The following is a 14,472-nucleotide window of genomic DNA, read 5'->3' on the forward strand; positions in this document are numbered from 1 at the left end:
CCTCAGGCGTCGGGGTGCTTGAAGACGAGCGCCGCATTGGTGCCGCCAAAGCCAAAGCTGTTGGACAGCACCACGCCCAGATCCACATTGTCGCGCCGTTCGCGCAAAATGGGCATGTCCTCGAAGGCCGGGTCGAGATTGGCGATATTGGCGCTCTGGGCAATGAAGCGGTGCTTCATCATCAGGATCGAATAGATCGCCTCATGCACGCCAGTCGCACCCTGCGAATGGCCGGTCAGCGACTTGGTCGCGGCGATCGGCGGGCAATTGTCCTCGTTGCCGAACACGGCGCGCAGGGCCTCGATCTCCTTGAGATCGCCCACTGGCGTCGAAGTGGCATGGGGATTGATGTAGTCGACCTTCTGCTTCACGTCGCGCAGCGCCAGGCGCATGCAGCGCTCGGCGCCTTCGCCGGAAGGAGCCACCATATCGACGCCATCGGATGTTGCGCCATAGCCGATCAGCTCGGCATGGATGGTGGCGCCGCGGGCAATGGCGTGGTCGCGCTCTTCGAGCACCAGAACGCCCGCGCCGCCCGAGATCACGAAGCCATCGCGGTCGCGGTCATAGCAGCGCGAAGCGCGTTCCGGCGTCGCGTTATAGCTCGAGGACATGGCGCCCATGGCGTCGAACAGGTTCGACAGCGTCCAGTCGAGATCCTCGTGCCCGCCGGCAAACATGATGTTTTGCTGGCCGAGCATGATCTGCTGGGCGGCATTGCCGATGCAGTGCTTGGAGGTCGCGCAGGCGGCGGTGATGGAATAATTGATGCCCTTGATGCCAAACGCCGTCGCCAGGGTTGCCGAAGCGGTCGAACCCATCGCCTTGGGCACGGCCAGCGGCCCGATGCGCTTGGGCCCTTTTTCGCGGGTGATGTCGGCGGCCTCGACGATGGTGCGGGTGGAGCTGCCGCCCGAGCCCATCACGATGCCGGTCATCTCGTTGGAAATATCGGCGGCGTCCAGCCCGGCATCGGCGATGGCCTGTTGCATGGCTAGATAGTTCCAGGCGGCGCCGCGCCCCATGAAGCGCGTGGTGCGCCGATCAAGCTCGGCAAAGGGATCCAGCATCGGATCGCCCTTGACCTGGCTGCGGAAGTTCAGATCGGCATAATCCTGGGCAAAGGAAATGCCGGGCCGGGCGGTACGCAGGCTTTCGGTCACATCGGCAACCGAATTGCCGATGGAAGAAATAATGCCCATGCCGGTCACGACGACGCGTTTCATCTGTTTCCGCTCCTAGGTGTGGGTGCCCGTTGAACCGGACCCCTCGGCTTGTTGGGTAAAAGGGGCTCAGGCGACCTTTTGTTCGCCCATTTGGCTGTCGGTGAACAGGCCTACCCGCAGGTCCTTGGCCTCATAGATCACCTTGCCGTCAGCCTTGACCCAGCCATCGGCAATGCCCAGCGTCAGTCGCCCGCGCATCACGCGCTTGAGGTCGATGGCATATTCCACCAGCTTGACGTCATTGGTGACCTGGCCGGTGAACTTGATTTCCCCGCCCAGCGCACGGCCGCGACCGGGCTGGCCGATCCAGCTGAGGAAAAACCCGGTCATCTGCCAGATGGCATCGAGCCCCAGGCAACCCGGCATCACCGGATCGCCGACGAAATGGCACTGGAAGAACCACAGGCTTGGATCGACATCGAGTTCGGCCCGCACCTGGCCCTTGCCGAAGGCGCCACCGGTATCATCGATATGGGTGATGCGATGGAACATCAGCATGGGCGGAGCGGGCAGGCGCGCATCGCCTTGCCCGGGCAATTCACCCCGGCCGTGAGCCAGGAGTTCTTCGTATCCAAAAGCGTGCTGGCGCTCGGCCATGGCCTGGCTCCTTATGTTTAAATCGTCTCGTATAGGCGCGCAGGGGGAGGGTCAAGGGATCGGGGGCATCCCGTTAGCCCTCCCAGGCGCTCTAGCTTGTCCTAAACGCCCGCCAAAGCTATAAGGTCCGGACTATTGATCCCGATCTTGCGTTTCAAGGACCCCATGTCAGAGCGATCCCAGACCCTCCGACCTGTTCCTTCCCGTAAACCGTGTCTCACGGCCGTGCTGCGCATGGCGGGATTGCGCCCGACCCGGCAGCGCGTGGCCCTGGCCGAACTGTTGTTTGGCGGCCCGCATCGCCATGTCAGTGCCGAGCAGCTGCACGGCGAAGCCAGCTTGGCACGGGTCAATGTGTCGCTGGCAACAATCTACAATACCCTCCACCAGTTCCACCAGGCGGGCTTGCTGCGCGAAGTGGCGGTGGATGCATCGCGCTCTTATTTCGATACCGATACCTCCGACCACCACCATTTCTATGTCGAGGACGAGCAGCGCATGATCGACATTCCGGCCTCTTCGGTGGAGTTCCGGACCCTGCCTGAAGCTCCCCATGGCATGCAGGTGAGCCATGTGGATGTGGTGATCCGGGTGCGCAAGCAGGCCCAGTAAAGGGCTAGAAAACTGCAGCTTTGGCGTGCCCTCCACCTCGGAGTGCAGGCCTGGTGCGGGGCTCCGGTCAGCCCCTCCGGGTGCTTGGCGGGTGACAAAAGCGTGACCCACCGGCATATTGCGCCGCAACGGAAACAGCAAAACGGGTGGCTGATGCGGCCAAAGGTCAATCTGAATGCCTATTTCGAGCGAATCGGCTTTGCCGGCTCCATCGCTCCAACTCTTGGCACGCTCGACCAGCTGGTGCAGCTGCATCCAGCCAGCATTCCCTTTGAAAATCTCGATCCCCTGCTGGGCGAACCGGTGCTGCTCGATCAGGCGAGCCTTGAGCGCAAGCTCCTGGCCGACAATCGCGGCGGCAACGCCTTTGAGCACAACAGCCTCTTGCTGAGCATGCTGGGCGAGCTCGACTATACCGCCCGCCCTCTGCTGGCCTCGGTGCTCTGGCCCAGCCCGCAGACCGAAATCGATCCGGATCTGCATCTGATCGTGCTGGTCGAGCTTGCCGGGCAGACCTATCTCGCCGATGCCGGCTTTGGCGCCATGACCCCCACCGCGCCGCTCAAGCTGCGCGCCGATGTGGAGCAGACCACTCCCCATGGCGATTATCGCCTCCTGGGCGGGGATCCGCGCTGGGAGCTGCAGGCCAAGCTCGGCGAGGACTGGGTGCCGCTCTATAGCTTTGACGCCAACGCCGAAGGCGATATCGCAGCGTCCAACCAGTATGTCTGGAGCGATCCCGCCTCCTCGCAGCGCCGTACGCTGACCGCGGCCCTCTCCCCCAAGGGCAGCCGGATCGTGCTTACTGGCAACCAGCTAAGCCTGCCCGGTCCCGAAGGCGAGCCCGAGCAGCGGACCCTCACCAACGAGGCCGAACTGCGCGAAGCCCTGATGGCCAATTTCGGCATCACCTTGCCCGAAAGCGAGTTGCTCGACGCCAAGCTCCTCGCGATCCTTGCCGGCGCCAATCCGCTCACCACCTGATGGCCCCGGTGGTGCCCCGCCCCGACCGGATCCGCGCCTTTCCCAACGCGGCCGCCTGGGAAGCGTGGCTCGCCGAACACCACGGGAGCGAGCCCGAATTGTGGCTGCGCATTTTCAAGAAGGGCAATGGCACCCCCACGGTTACCTATGCCGAGGCGCTCGACGTCGCCTTGTGCTGGGGCTGGATTGACGGCATCCGCAAATCCTGGGACGAGGCCTCGTTTCTGCAGCGCTTCACGCCCCGGCAGCCCCGCAGCATCTGGAGCCAGGTCAATCGCGATCATGTCTCGAGACTGATTGCCCAGGGGCGCATGACCGAGCACGGCCTGCGCCAGGTCGAGGCTGCCAAGGCCGATGGCCGTTGGGACGCCGCCTATGCGTCCCCCAGCAAGATGGACATACCGGCCGACTTGATGGCGGCGATTGCCGCCGATCCTGCCGCTCTCGCGACCTTTGAGGGGCTGAGCAAGACCAACCGCTTTGCCCTGGCGTTTCGCCTCGCCAATTTGCGCACCCCTGCCGGTCGCGCTCGCAAGATCGCCGAGTTCGTCGCCATGCTGGCCCGCGGTGAGGCCATTTACCCCCAGACCAGGGACACGCCCAAATGAGTGTGCCGGGCATGGACAAGCTCGGGCACATGCAGGACAAGGCGGGTCTTGCCACCACGCGCAACTGGAACACCATACTTAAGGCGGCCTGCCCCACATGATCACCATTTTTGGCTCCACCAATCTCGACCAGATCGGCACTGTCACCCGCTTGCCCAGCCCAGGTGAAACGGTGGCCGGCGGCACGTTTTCGGTTTCCCCCGGGGGCAAGGGGGCCAATCAGGCTCTGGCTGCCCGCCGCGCCGGGGCGGAAGTGCGCCATGTATCGGCCGTAGGCAACGACGTCTTCGCCCAGGCAGCGCTCGAGCTGCTCAAGGCCGATGGGGTTGATCTCAACGAGGTCAAGATTGCCGCCGAGCCCACCGGCATTGCCATGATCCTGGTGGACGCCCAGGGCGAAAACGTCATTGCGGTGCTGCCGGGCGCCAATGGCACTTTGAGCCCGGCTGATGCCGATGCCGCCGTTTCGGGGCTCCAGGCGGGTTCGGTGCTGCTGCTGCAGCAGGAGATCCCGCAGGACGCCACGCAACGCGCGCTGGAGCTCGCCCGCGAGCGCGGGGCGATCTCGATCCTCAACACCGCCCCTTTCCTGCCCACCACCGCCGCGATCGCGACGCAGGCGAACATCCTCGTCGCCAATGAAAGCGAGTTTGCGCTGCTCTGCGGTGAAAGCCATGCCGACATCATGGTGGCAATGCAGGATTGGGCCATCCAGCACAACCAGACCGTGATCGTGACCCTCGGCGGCGATGGCGCGCGGGCCGCGACCCCGGAAGGCGTCATCAGCGTGCCAGCCCTGCCGATCACCCCTGTCGACACGGTTGGCGCGGGCGATACGTTCTGCGGCTATCTCGCTGCCGGGCTCGATGCTGGGCTGTCGCTTGAGGCCGCAGTGCGGCGCGCAACGGCGGCGGCGAGCCTGGCTTGCCTCAAACCCGGAGCCCAGCCCGCCATCCCCCGCGCCGCCGAGCTTGAGCCCTACGGGCAGTAGGGCCCAAAAGCAAAAAGGCAGGCCACTGGCCTGCCTTTGCATACCTTTGAAGCGCCAGCGCTTACTTGGGCGCCAGCACCATCACCATCTGGCGGCCTTCCGAGCGCGGCTGCGACTCGACCTTGGCCAGGGCTTCCATCTGGTCCTTGACCTTGATGAGCAGTTGCATGCCGATTTCCTGGTGCGCCATTTCGCGGCCACGGAAACGCATTGTCACCTTGACCCGGTCACCCTCGTCGAGGAAGCGCTGAACGGCCTTCATCTTGGTCTCGTAGTCGTGCGTATCGATATTGGGACGCAGCTGGACTTCCTTGACCTCGATCACCTTCTGCTTCTTGCGCGCTTCGGCCGCCTTTTTCTGGGCAGCATATTTGAAGCGGCCGAGATCGAGCATCTTGGCAACCGGCGGCTGGGCGTTAGGCGAGATCAGCACCAGATCAAGGCCTGCTTCCTGGGCTTCAGTCAGCGCCTCGCGCGTTCGGACAATGCCGCGGTTCTCACCTTCGGCATCGATCAACTGAACATCAGGGCTGGTGATATCCTCATTGGAGAGCGGCCCATCTTTCTGGGGCGTAACGGGTCTCATGGGACGGCGAATGGCGGGCGTTCCTTGTGTAGTTAAACAAAGTGGTGAAAACAGGCGTAAAATCGTGGTAGCGGCACCGGAAGTCAACTGCACAAGCAGGGATTTCTTGCCTGCTGGGCGTTCGGGGCCACACTAAAGCGCTCTTGAGCCGCTTTGCGTTCCCAACTGGATAATGATTGGTGCATTTCATGGTTGAGCCATCCTTGCTTTCCGTTGGCACAGGCGACGCTGCCCGGCCCATTGCCGTGGCGCGGCGGGAGGGTGCAAAGCCCGGCATTTTCTGGCTCGGCGGTTTTCGCTCGGACATGAATGGCAGCAAGGCGCTGGCGCTTGATGCCCTGGGCGCCGAACAGGGTCTTGCCGTCACCCGCTTCGATTATTCCGGCCATGGCGCTTCGGGGGGCGATTTCAATGAGGGCACGATCAGCCGCTGGCTCGAGGAAGCCCAGTCGGTGTTTGCCACCACGACCGGGCCGCAGATCATCGTCGGCTCCTCCATGGGCGGCTGGCTCGCCCTCCTGTTGGTACGCGCCATGCTCGCGCAAGGCGATCATCGGGTCGCCGGTCTGGTATTGATCGCCCCAGCCGTGGACATGACGCAGGACCTGATGCTGGCGCAGTTCACCCCGGCCGAGCACGACGCCCTGAGCAACCAAGGCTATGTCGAGCAGCCCTCTGATTATTCACCCGAGCCCTATCGCCTGACCCGCGGCCTCCTCGAGGACGGGGAACAGCACCTCCTGTTTGGCGCGGTGATCGAAACCGGCTGCCCGGTGCATATCCTCCAGGGCGGGCAGGATACCGACGTGCCCCAGGCCCATGCCATCAAGCTCGTCACCCACCTGCTGCATGACCCCGTCACCCTGACGCTGATCCCCGATGGCGACCATCGCCTCAGCCGACCCGAGGATCTGGAGCGGCTGCGCGCGGCGGTGCTGGCGCTGGCCTAGAACGCCAAGACCGCCTAGCGGCGCGCGTTCAGCCGGCTCTTTTGCGTGCCATCGGGGGCAAAATTGTCCGGGCTCAGCCAGCGCTCGAACTCGGCGCGCAGATCGGGCCATTCGCTGTCGATGATGGAAAACCACGCCGTATCGCGGCTTTCGCCCTTGACGATCCGGTCCTGCCGGAACAGCCCCTCATAGGCAAAGCCGAAGCGCCTCGCCGCGGCCTTGGACGGCTCGTTGCGATTATTGCACTTCCACTCAAAGCGCCGGTAACCCAGATCGTCAAAGGCGTGGCGGGCAAACAGATACAGCGCCTCGGTCGCCAGGGGCGTGCGCGCCATGTTCGGCCCCCAATAAACGCCACCGATTTCGATCGAGGCATGTTCGGGAAAGATGCGCATCCAGGCCTGCCGCCCAAGGGCGCGACCTGTGCGCTGGTCAACCACGGCAACAAAGCGATCGGCTCCGGCATTGACCGCAGCGATCCAGCTTTCGAGCTCCCCGACGCTTTGGGGGGGATATTCCCCCAGCCAGCGATAGCGCTCGTCCATATCCGGCCCTTGCGATGCCGCGAGGAGATCGGGCGCATGCCTGGCTTCCAGCGGCTCGAGCCGCACCAGGCGCCCTTCGAGCACCTGCCGTTCGGGCGCCGATTTGGCTGGCGCCACGCTCACTTGCCTTCACCCGCCAAGATACCGGCCAGCCCTTCGCGATAGGTCGGGTAAAGCAGCTCGATCCCGAGCGCCTCCTTGATGGCGCGGTTGGCAACGCGCTTGTTGTCGGCATAAAACGAGTGCTGCATCGGCGTCAGCTCCGCATCGGCATAGGCAATCTCGGGGGGCGGCGTGACCCCAAGGAGGTCAGCGGCATGGGTCACGAGGTCCTGCGGCGGCGCCGGCTCGTCATCGCTCAGATTAAAGGTCCCCGCCAGCCGCTGCTGCGCCGCGAGCGCGGTGATCCGGCCAATATCCTCAACATGAATGCGGTTGAACACCTGCTCGGGCTTGACCAGCCGCCGCGCCGTGCCGTCGCGCAGCTTGTCGAAGGTCGAGCGCCCCGGCCCATAGATACCGGCCAGCCGCAAAATCGCCAGCCCCACCCCGCGCTCCCCGGCATAATCACGCCAGGCGGCTTCCGCCGCCACCCGCCGGTCCGAGCGCTCGTTGCGCGGCACCAGCGGCACGGTTTCATCGATCCAGGCGCCGCCGAAATCGCCGTAAACGCCCACGGTGGAATAATAGCACAGCCATTGCAAATCGGGCGCGGCATCGAGATCGGCCCGGTGCTGGCTGAGCGCCGGATCGCCCGCGGCATCAGGGGCGATGGACAACACGACATGGGTGGCAGCCTGCAAATCCGCGCTCAACGCTTCGCTCGGCGCATCCCCCGAAAATAGGTGGGCGGCAATGCCGTTGTCGCGCAGCAACGCCGCCTTTTCAAGTGACCGCACCGTGCCGGCAATGCTGGCCGCCGGATCGAGGGCCCGCACCTGCTCGACGGCGGCCAGGGACGAAAAGCCGAGGCCGAAAAAGAAGAATTTCATTGCAGCACTGCCGTCCATTCCTCGCGCACCTGCGCGTCGGTTTCATCAGGCGCATACTGCGCGCGATAAGCGGCGCCGTCATCATCAACCGCCAGCCGCCGCGTGGCCCACACCGCCGCGCCGCGCACCAGCGGCTCGGGATCGGCCAGGCGGGCCGCGGCCAGCGGCAGCAGGGCGACATCCCCACTATTGCCCACGGCAATCAGCACATTGCGCAAGAAGCGGGCATGTCCAATGCGCTTGATTGGGGAGCCGGCAAAGAGCGCCCGGAACCCGGCATCATCGAGTTGCACCAGACCGGACAGCGCCGGGCGGTCCAGCTCCTCGCGCGCCTGCAGCCGCGCTTCTTGGCTTTGCTTGGCAAATTTGTTCCAGGGGCAGACGGCGAGGCAATCATCGCAGCCATAGATGCGGTTGCCCATTGGGACACGAAATTCGAGCGGAATGGGCCCCTTGTGCTCGATATTGAGGTAAGCCAGGCACCGCCGGGCATCGAGGCGATAAGGGGCGGGAAAGGCATTGGTCGGGCAGACATCAAGGCAGCGCGTGCAGGTGCCGCAGCTTGAGCGATGCGGCTGGTCAGCCGGCAGTTCGGCCGAAGTAAAGATCGCGCCCAAGAACTGCCAGCCCCCCCAGTCGCGGCTGACCAAAACGCTGTGCTTGCCCTGCCAGCCCAGGCCCGCGGCTTCCGCCAGCGGCTTTTCCATCACCGGGGCGGTGTCGACGAACACCTTGACATCGGCGCCTGCGCGCCGCGCCAGCAGGCCCGCCAGTTCCTTGAGCTTGCCCTTGATGATCTCGTGATAATCGCGATTGCGCGCATAAACCGAAATGGCGCCATGGGAGGGATGTCCCAGCGCTTCGAGCGGATCGCTTTCCGGGCCATAATTGAAGCCGAGGAGAATGATCGAGCGCGCTTCGGGCCACAGACCCTGGGGGCTCGCGCGCCGTTCGGGCGTTTCGGCCATCCAGTCCATGTCGCCATGCCAGCCCGCTTCGAGCGCCGCCTCGAGCTTGGCGGGCAGGTCCGGGCGCGCATCGGCGCGGGTAATGCCAAAGCTCGAAAACCCCAGCGCCCTCGCGCGCTCGCGCAGCTCGGTCACGAGCTTTTCGGGTGCGGTTGCAGCACCGGCGCTCGCCTTCCCCTCAGCGGGGGTCGACAAACCCTCCAGCAGTTGGGGAAGGTGCAGTTGCATGGTCGCTAAAAATCCAGATCGGCATAGCCGGCATGGGGCGGCATCGCCACCACGCGGTCATTGAGCAGGGTGCGGAAGGCCGGGCGCGACTTGATGCGCGAATACCAGTCGCGCGTTTCACCCGCCTTGTTCCAGTCCATGTCACCGAGGTAATCGAGGGTGGAAAAATGCGCCGCCAGCGCAAAATCGGCCAGGGTCATGCTGTCGCCACCCAGCCAGGAGCGCGTCGCCAGCAGCCAGTTGAAATAGAGCATATGCTCGGTCAGGTTCGCCTTGGCCACCCGCAGCACCGATGGGTCGGGGGTGGCGCCGCGCTGGTCGCGCTTGACGATCTTTTCCTCGAGAATATAGCGCGTCACTTCCTCGTTGAGCTTGGTCAGGATCCATTCCAGCAGCCGCCACATCTCGGCGCGCGGTCCCGGATCGGCCGGCACGAGGCCCGAGACCACATTGGGCGACCAGAGGTCCTCGACCATATGAATTGCCGCCAGAATGCCGACAATGGGCGTGTCGCTGTCATCGAGCAGGATGGGCAGGGTCGCGGCAGGGTTGATCTCGAGCAGCGTGGGTTCGCGCAGCCACGGCTTGATCTCCTCCATGTCGAGCGGCACGCCGTATTCCGCGCACATCAGGCGAATAATTCGGGAGGACGGATCAAGGGGATGGTGCAGCAGACTTGGCATGCGGGATGCTCTTGTTAAGTTCAGGCTGGTGTTCAGATCAGGCTGGTGTTCGGGCCGGTTGCTCGCCCGCCTTGGCGCTCGGAGCGAAGCAGTTTAAGACCCCCCGGCGCTGCCACGCGGCTAGCTAGTGGAGTTAGGGGATCAGATGAACGCCGATCAAGGTCTTTTTGTGCCGCTGGTCCTTGGAATACTCGAAGGGCTTACCGAATTCCTGCCAGTTAGCTCCACCGGGCACCTGCTCCTGGCCGGCCACTTCTTCGGTTTGACCCAGCCCGCGACCTTTATCGTGCTGATCCAGCTGGGGGCGATCCTGGCTGTCCTCACGGTTTATTTCGCCAAATTGGGCCTGCTGATCCGCGATGCGCTGACCGGCAAGCCCTATGCCTGGCACTTTGCTGTAACCGTTATCCTCGCCTGTTTGCCTGCCGTGGTCGCCGGCGTCTTGCTGCGCGATTTCATCCAGGGGGATTTGTGGGACTCGGCGCAGCTGATCTGCTGGACCCTCTTGATCGGCGGGATCGTTCTCCTCATCGTCGACCGGCTGCCGCTCCAGCCCAAATATGACGATATCTACCAGTTCCCCTGGCATCTGGCGGTAATTGTCGGCCTGTTCCAGATGCTCAGCCTTGTGCCCGGCGTTTCGCGCTCGGGCTCGACCGTGGTGGGGGGCATGCTGTTTGGCGCCAGCAAGCGCGCGGCGGCGGAATTCACCTTCTTTATCGCCCTCCCCATCATGGTGGGCGCCTTTGGCTACGACCTTTACAAGAGCCGCGACCTGATCGACGCCTCCATCGCGCTCAATGTTGCAATCGGCTTTGCCGCCGCCTTCGTGGTGGGAGCGCTCGTCGTGCGCTACCTGCTGACTTTCGTCAGCCGCTATGGCTTTGCGCCCTTTGCCTGGTGGCGCATCCTGGTGGGTGGCGCGGGGCTCATTGCGCTTATGGTCATGCGCTAAAGCCCCGCCCGAAGGTTATTTCGGCTGCGCGGCCGAATAGGTCGATGGAATGGAGAAATAGGCGCGCGGGATCTCGACGTTCTTTTCCACGTCATAGAGCGAAAAGGTCAGCTCCGCCCCGCTGGGCTCGACCAGGCTCCATTGGCTCAGATCCAGCGTCGAGGTGTCAAAGATCAGCGAAACCTGCACCGTGCCCGCCACGGTTTCATCGATCACGGTGATCGACATATAGCCATCCGAGGTGGTCACATCGACCACATTGGCATTGAGCAGGTCGATCTTGTCGCCCAGGAACTGGCGCAAGGGGATCGTGTCCTGCGGATAGGCGTAATAGGTCTCTTCCTTGCGGTTGAGCACGTAAAAGCCCCGGCCCACCGAAACGATCTCTTCGCGGCTGGGGGGATTGTAGCGGAAGCGCACCTTGTCGGGGCGCTCAAGGAAGAACGTGCCTTCGCTGCGCCCGCCATTGGTGTCGATCTGCAGGAACCGGCCCGCCATGGAGCGGATTGCCGAATTATGGGCGCCGATATCGGCGATCAACTGCTGCTCTTCGGCCGAAAGGGCCCGGTCCAGCGCCAGGCTGGGCAGCGTGGTGGCGAGAACGGCCGAAAGGCCAAGCAGCAGAGCGTCGCGGCGTAACATGGAGGAGTTCCCTGGGGCTTTGGTGTTCGAGATCAGCCTAGACAGCAATTGCGGCAGGAGCGGGAAGGTTCCCCGCGTGCTGCCGCTGCCTGACCAAAGCCTTAATAGCCGTCAGCGTTGTTGCCGACGAGGATTTCGCGCTTGCCGGCATGGTTGGCCTGCGAGATCACCCCTTCGCGCTCCATGCGCTCAATCAGGGTCGCCGCCTTGTTGTAGCCGATGGCCAAGCGCCGCTGCACATAGGAGGTCGAGGCCTTCTTGTCGGTGAGCACGATCTGGACGGCCTTGTCATAAAGCTCGTCGCCCGAGCCGCCGCTGTCATCGGCACCGCCGAAATCAGCGGCCGAGCCACCATCCTCGTCTTCATCGGCGGTGATGGAGTCGAGATAATCGGGCGCACCCTGCGCCTTGAGGTGCTTGACCACTGCCTCGACCTCGGAGTCCGCCACAAAGGGGCCGTGCAGGCGCTTGGTGCGGCCACCCGAGGCCATATAGAGCATGTCGCCATTGCCCAGCAGTTGCTCGGCGCCCTGCTCGCCCAGAATGGTACGGGAGTCGATTTTGGACGTCACCATGAACGAGATACGGGTTGGGAAGTTGGCCTTGATCGTGCCGGTGATCACGTCCACCGACGGGCGCTGGGTGGCGGTGATGATGTGGATGCCGGCAGCACGCGCCATTTGCGCCAGGCGCTGGATGGCGCCTTCGATGTCCTTGCCCGCCACCATCATCAGGTCAGCCATTTCGTCGACGATGACGACGATATAGGGCAAGGGCTCGAGATCGAACTCTTCGCTCTCAAAGATCGCTTCGCCCGTCTCGCGGTCAAACCCGGTCTGCACGGTGCGGGTGATCACTTCGCCACGCGCCTTGGATTCGGTGACGCGCTGGTTAAAGCCATCGATATTGCGCACGCCGATCTTGCTCATCTTGCGATAGCGATCTTCCATCTCGCGCACCGCCCATTTGAGCGCCACCACGGCCTTGTTGGGGTCGGTGACCACGGGGGTCAGCAGATGGGGAATGCCGTCATAGATGCTCAATTCGAGCATCTTGGGATCGATCATGATCATGCGGCACTGCTCGGGCGTCATCTGGTAGAGCAGCGACAGGATGAAGGTGTTGATACCCACCGATTTGCCCGAGCCGGTGGTGCCGGCGATCAGAAGGTGCGGCATGCGCGCGAGATCGGCGATCACGGGCTCGCCGCCAATGGTCTTGCCCAGGCAAATGGGCAGCTTGCCCTTCATCTTCTCGAAGTCCGAGGAAGCCAGCATTTCGCGGAAGTAAACGGTTTCGCGCATCTGGTTGGGCAGCTCGATGCCGATGGCATTGCGGCCGGGCACCACGGCAACGCGGGCTGATATGGCCGACATAGAGCGGGCAATGTCGTCGGCCAGCGAGATCACGCGGCTCGACTTGATGCCGGGCGCCGGCTCGAGCTCAAACAAGGTGACGACGGGGCCGGGGCGGACATTGATGATGTCGCCCTTGACGCCGAAATCTTCCAGCACGCCTTCGAGCTGGCGCGCCATTTCCTCGAGCCGCTCGGGGGCATGCTCGGGCGAAGGGCCCTTGTGCTTGGGTTCGGCCAGAAGGCTCAGCGGCGGCAGCTCAAACGCGCCGGGCTCGTCGAGGAACGAGGGCTGGGCCTCGCGCGCGACACGGGTGCCCTGCACCGGGGCAGGCGCTGGCGCCGCGACGCGGGGTGCCGCGGGATTGACCGGATGGAAGCGGGAATCGCCCTGCTGGCGGTGATTGACCACGGCGGGGGCCGCGGGCTCGGGCACAAAGGGGATGTCGTCGTCTTCGGCATCATCGGGATAATCGAGCTCGCTTTCGTCATAGCTCGGGCGGGCATTGATGCGCGCGGACACCGGCGCTTCGGGCGCAAAGCTCGGCTCAGGCATGGTGCGCGAATGGATGCGGCGCGGCTCGGCCACAACAGCGGGCTCGAGGCGCTCCAACTGGGGCGCGCCACGACCATCCAGGCTGGGCTCGAATTCGTCATCGCGATAGGGCGCGTTGTCGGCAGCGCGTTTTTCGGCGTGGCTGGCGCGGGCGCGGCGGAAGGCGGTGCGCAGGGAATAGCCCAAATGCACCATGGCGCCGAGCGCCACGTCCACCAGCGGATTGGTTTCGCGTTCCTCGTCAGGGTCACGGGCGTCGCGCGGCTCGGGCTCGGCCCGGCCAGCGACCTTGGCCGGCTTGCCCGGGGCCGTTGAACGGGCGGTACCCAACCCCATGCCGATCCAAAAAAGGGCAATCGCGGGAGCCGCGAGGATAACGGCAAACAGCGCTGCGGTCAGTGGCTGCGGCTGGGCGCCCCCGACCAGGGTCGCGAGCACGGTAAAGCCGGTGCCGACAATGCCGCCAAGCCCGGTCGGCAGCGGCCAGGTGGCGGGCATGGGCACAAAGGCCAGCACGCCGGCCACAAGAATGGTCGCCCCGATCCAGCTCGTGGCGCGAAGGCCAAAGCGGGTGGGCAGGCGCCGGCGCGACATGGCCCAGAACCACAGGGCCGGCGGCACCAGCAGCACGGGCCCGGCCAGGCCCAGCATCTGAAACAGCGTATCGGCAATCACCGCACCGGGAAAACCCAGCCAATTGGCGGCGGGCTTGGTCGTGGCATAGGTGAAGCTTGGGTCATCCACAGACCAGGAGGCCATGGCGACAAGGCACACCGCTACCAAAACCAGGCCCAGCAATCCCACAAGGCGCACCGGGATGCGAATGGCAATGGCGCTCACGGCAGCAGGCGCTGGCTTGGCTGCGGCCCGGGTGCCGCGTTGTGGCACCGAGCGAATCTCGTCGAGCATTGGCGTGGGGTGTGATGGCATGGGGCACTATGGTTTAGGTGGCGCCCGGGAGAATCCAGGCCGCATGCCGCCGATGCTAGAGCCGT

Annotated in this window: 15 protein-coding genes; 6 read left to right on the plus strand and 9 right to left on the minus strand. The window is 64.2% G+C overall.

Annotation, left to right across the window (positions count from 1 at the left end):
* Window positions 1-2: 2 nt before the first annotated feature.
* Window positions 3-1,226 (minus strand): beta-ketoacyl-ACP synthase I, encoded by a 1,224-nt coding sequence (gene fabB, locus AC3YOG_RS03650; RefSeq protein WP_489934109.1) that lies wholly within the window; start codon window positions 1,224-1,226, stop codon window positions 3-5.
* A 66-nt stretch (window positions 1,227-1,292) separates the two neighbouring features.
* Window positions 1,293-1,823, minus strand: coding sequence for a 3-hydroxyacyl-[acyl-carrier-protein] dehydratase FabA (gene fabA / locus AC3YOG_RS03655; RefSeq protein ID WP_127755108.1), 531 nt, complete (start codon window positions 1,821-1,823; stop codon window positions 1,293-1,295).
* Between the two features lie 165 nt (window positions 1,824-1,988).
* On the opposite strand from fabA, the gene irrA reads away from it, so the two are divergent.
* The 4 genes from irrA to AC3YOG_RS03675 all read left to right on the plus strand — a co-directional run bounded on the left by irrA (window position 1,989) and on the right by AC3YOG_RS03675 (window position 5,018).
* On the plus strand, window positions 1,989-2,435 hold the full coding sequence (gene irrA, locus AC3YOG_RS03660; protein ID WP_127755107.1) for an iron response transcriptional regulator IrrA: 447 nt from the start codon (window positions 1,989-1,991) through the stop codon (window positions 2,433-2,435).
* Between the two features lie 153 nt (window positions 2,436-2,588).
* Window positions 2,589-3,419 carry an arylamine N-acetyltransferase family protein gene (locus AC3YOG_RS03665; protein ID WP_489934110.1) on the plus strand — a complete coding sequence of 277 codons (831 nt, stop codon included), beginning with the start codon at window positions 2,589-2,591 and terminating at the stop codon, window positions 3,417-3,419.
* On the plus strand, window positions 3,419-4,027 hold the full coding sequence (locus tag AC3YOG_RS03670) for a YdeI/OmpD-associated family protein (RefSeq protein WP_127755105.1): 609 nt from the start codon (window positions 3,419-3,421) through the stop codon (window positions 4,025-4,027). Before AC3YOG_RS03665 ends, AC3YOG_RS03670 begins: the two co-directional genes overlap by 1 nt.
* Window positions 4,028-4,124: 97 nt before the next feature.
* Window positions 4,125-5,018, plus strand: coding sequence for a ribokinase (locus AC3YOG_RS03675; RefSeq protein WP_489934111.1), 894 nt, complete (start codon window positions 4,125-4,127; stop codon window positions 5,016-5,018).
* A 61-nt stretch (window positions 5,019-5,079) separates the two neighbouring features.
* On the opposite strand, the gene infC is transcribed toward AC3YOG_RS03675, so the two are convergent.
* Complete coding sequence (infC, locus tag AC3YOG_RS03680; RefSeq protein ID WP_172124743.1) at window positions 5,080-5,616, minus strand: translation initiation factor IF-3; 537 nt, start codon at window positions 5,614-5,616, stop codon at window positions 5,080-5,082.
* Between the two features lie 176 nt (window positions 5,617-5,792).
* On the opposite strand from infC, the gene AC3YOG_RS03685 reads away from it, so the two are divergent.
* Window positions 5,793-6,554, plus strand: a complete 762-nt coding sequence (locus AC3YOG_RS03685) for an alpha/beta hydrolase (protein WP_489934112.1) — start codon at window positions 5,793-5,795, stop codon at window positions 6,552-6,554.
* A 14-nt stretch (window positions 6,555-6,568) separates the two neighbouring features.
* On the opposite strand, the gene AC3YOG_RS03690 is transcribed toward AC3YOG_RS03685, so the two are convergent.
* The 4 genes from AC3YOG_RS03690 to AC3YOG_RS03705 are packed head-to-tail and all read right to left on the minus strand — an operon-like array spanning window position 6,569 to window position 9,970.
* Window positions 6,569-7,222 (minus strand): GNAT family N-acetyltransferase, encoded by a 654-nt coding sequence (locus AC3YOG_RS03690; RefSeq protein WP_489934113.1) that lies wholly within the window; start codon window positions 7,220-7,222, stop codon window positions 6,569-6,571.
* Complete coding sequence (locus AC3YOG_RS03695; protein ID WP_489934114.1) at window positions 7,219-8,109, minus strand: NAD-dependent epimerase/dehydratase family protein; 891 nt, start codon at window positions 8,107-8,109, stop codon at window positions 7,219-7,221. The genes AC3YOG_RS03690 and AC3YOG_RS03695 overlap by 4 nt, the downstream gene beginning before the upstream one ends.
* Window positions 8,088-9,287 (minus strand): tRNA epoxyqueuosine(34) reductase QueG, encoded by a 1,200-nt coding sequence (gene queG, locus AC3YOG_RS03700; RefSeq protein WP_489934115.1) that lies wholly within the window; start codon window positions 9,285-9,287, stop codon window positions 8,088-8,090. The genes AC3YOG_RS03695 and queG overlap by 22 nt, the downstream gene beginning before the upstream one ends.
* A 5-nt stretch (window positions 9,288-9,292) precedes the next feature.
* A complete protein-coding gene (locus AC3YOG_RS03705) occupies window positions 9,293-9,970 on the minus strand; it encodes a glutathione S-transferase family protein (protein ID WP_127755098.1) in 678 nt (225 codons plus the stop codon).
* Window positions 9,971-10,115: 145 nt separating this feature from the next.
* Between AC3YOG_RS03705 and AC3YOG_RS03710 the strand changes: the two genes are divergently transcribed.
* A complete protein-coding gene (locus AC3YOG_RS03710; protein WP_489934116.1) occupies window positions 10,116-10,925 on the plus strand; it encodes an undecaprenyl-diphosphate phosphatase in 810 nt (269 codons plus the stop codon).
* A 15-nt stretch (window positions 10,926-10,940) separates the two neighbouring features.
* Here AC3YOG_RS03710 and AC3YOG_RS03715 read toward each other — a convergent pair whose 3' ends face one another.
* Complete coding sequence (locus AC3YOG_RS03715) at window positions 10,941-11,567, minus strand: LolA family protein (protein WP_172121793.1); 627 nt, start codon at window positions 11,565-11,567, stop codon at window positions 10,941-10,943.
* Window positions 11,568-11,668: 101 nt separating this feature from the next.
* On the minus strand, window positions 11,669-14,407 hold the full coding sequence (locus AC3YOG_RS03720; protein ID WP_489934117.1) for an FtsK/SpoIIIE family DNA translocase: 2,739 nt from the start codon (window positions 14,405-14,407) through the stop codon (window positions 11,669-11,671).
* Window positions 14,408-14,472: the final 65 nt, after the last annotated feature.

This window comes from Devosia sp. Z6_126 (assembly GCF_058133495.1).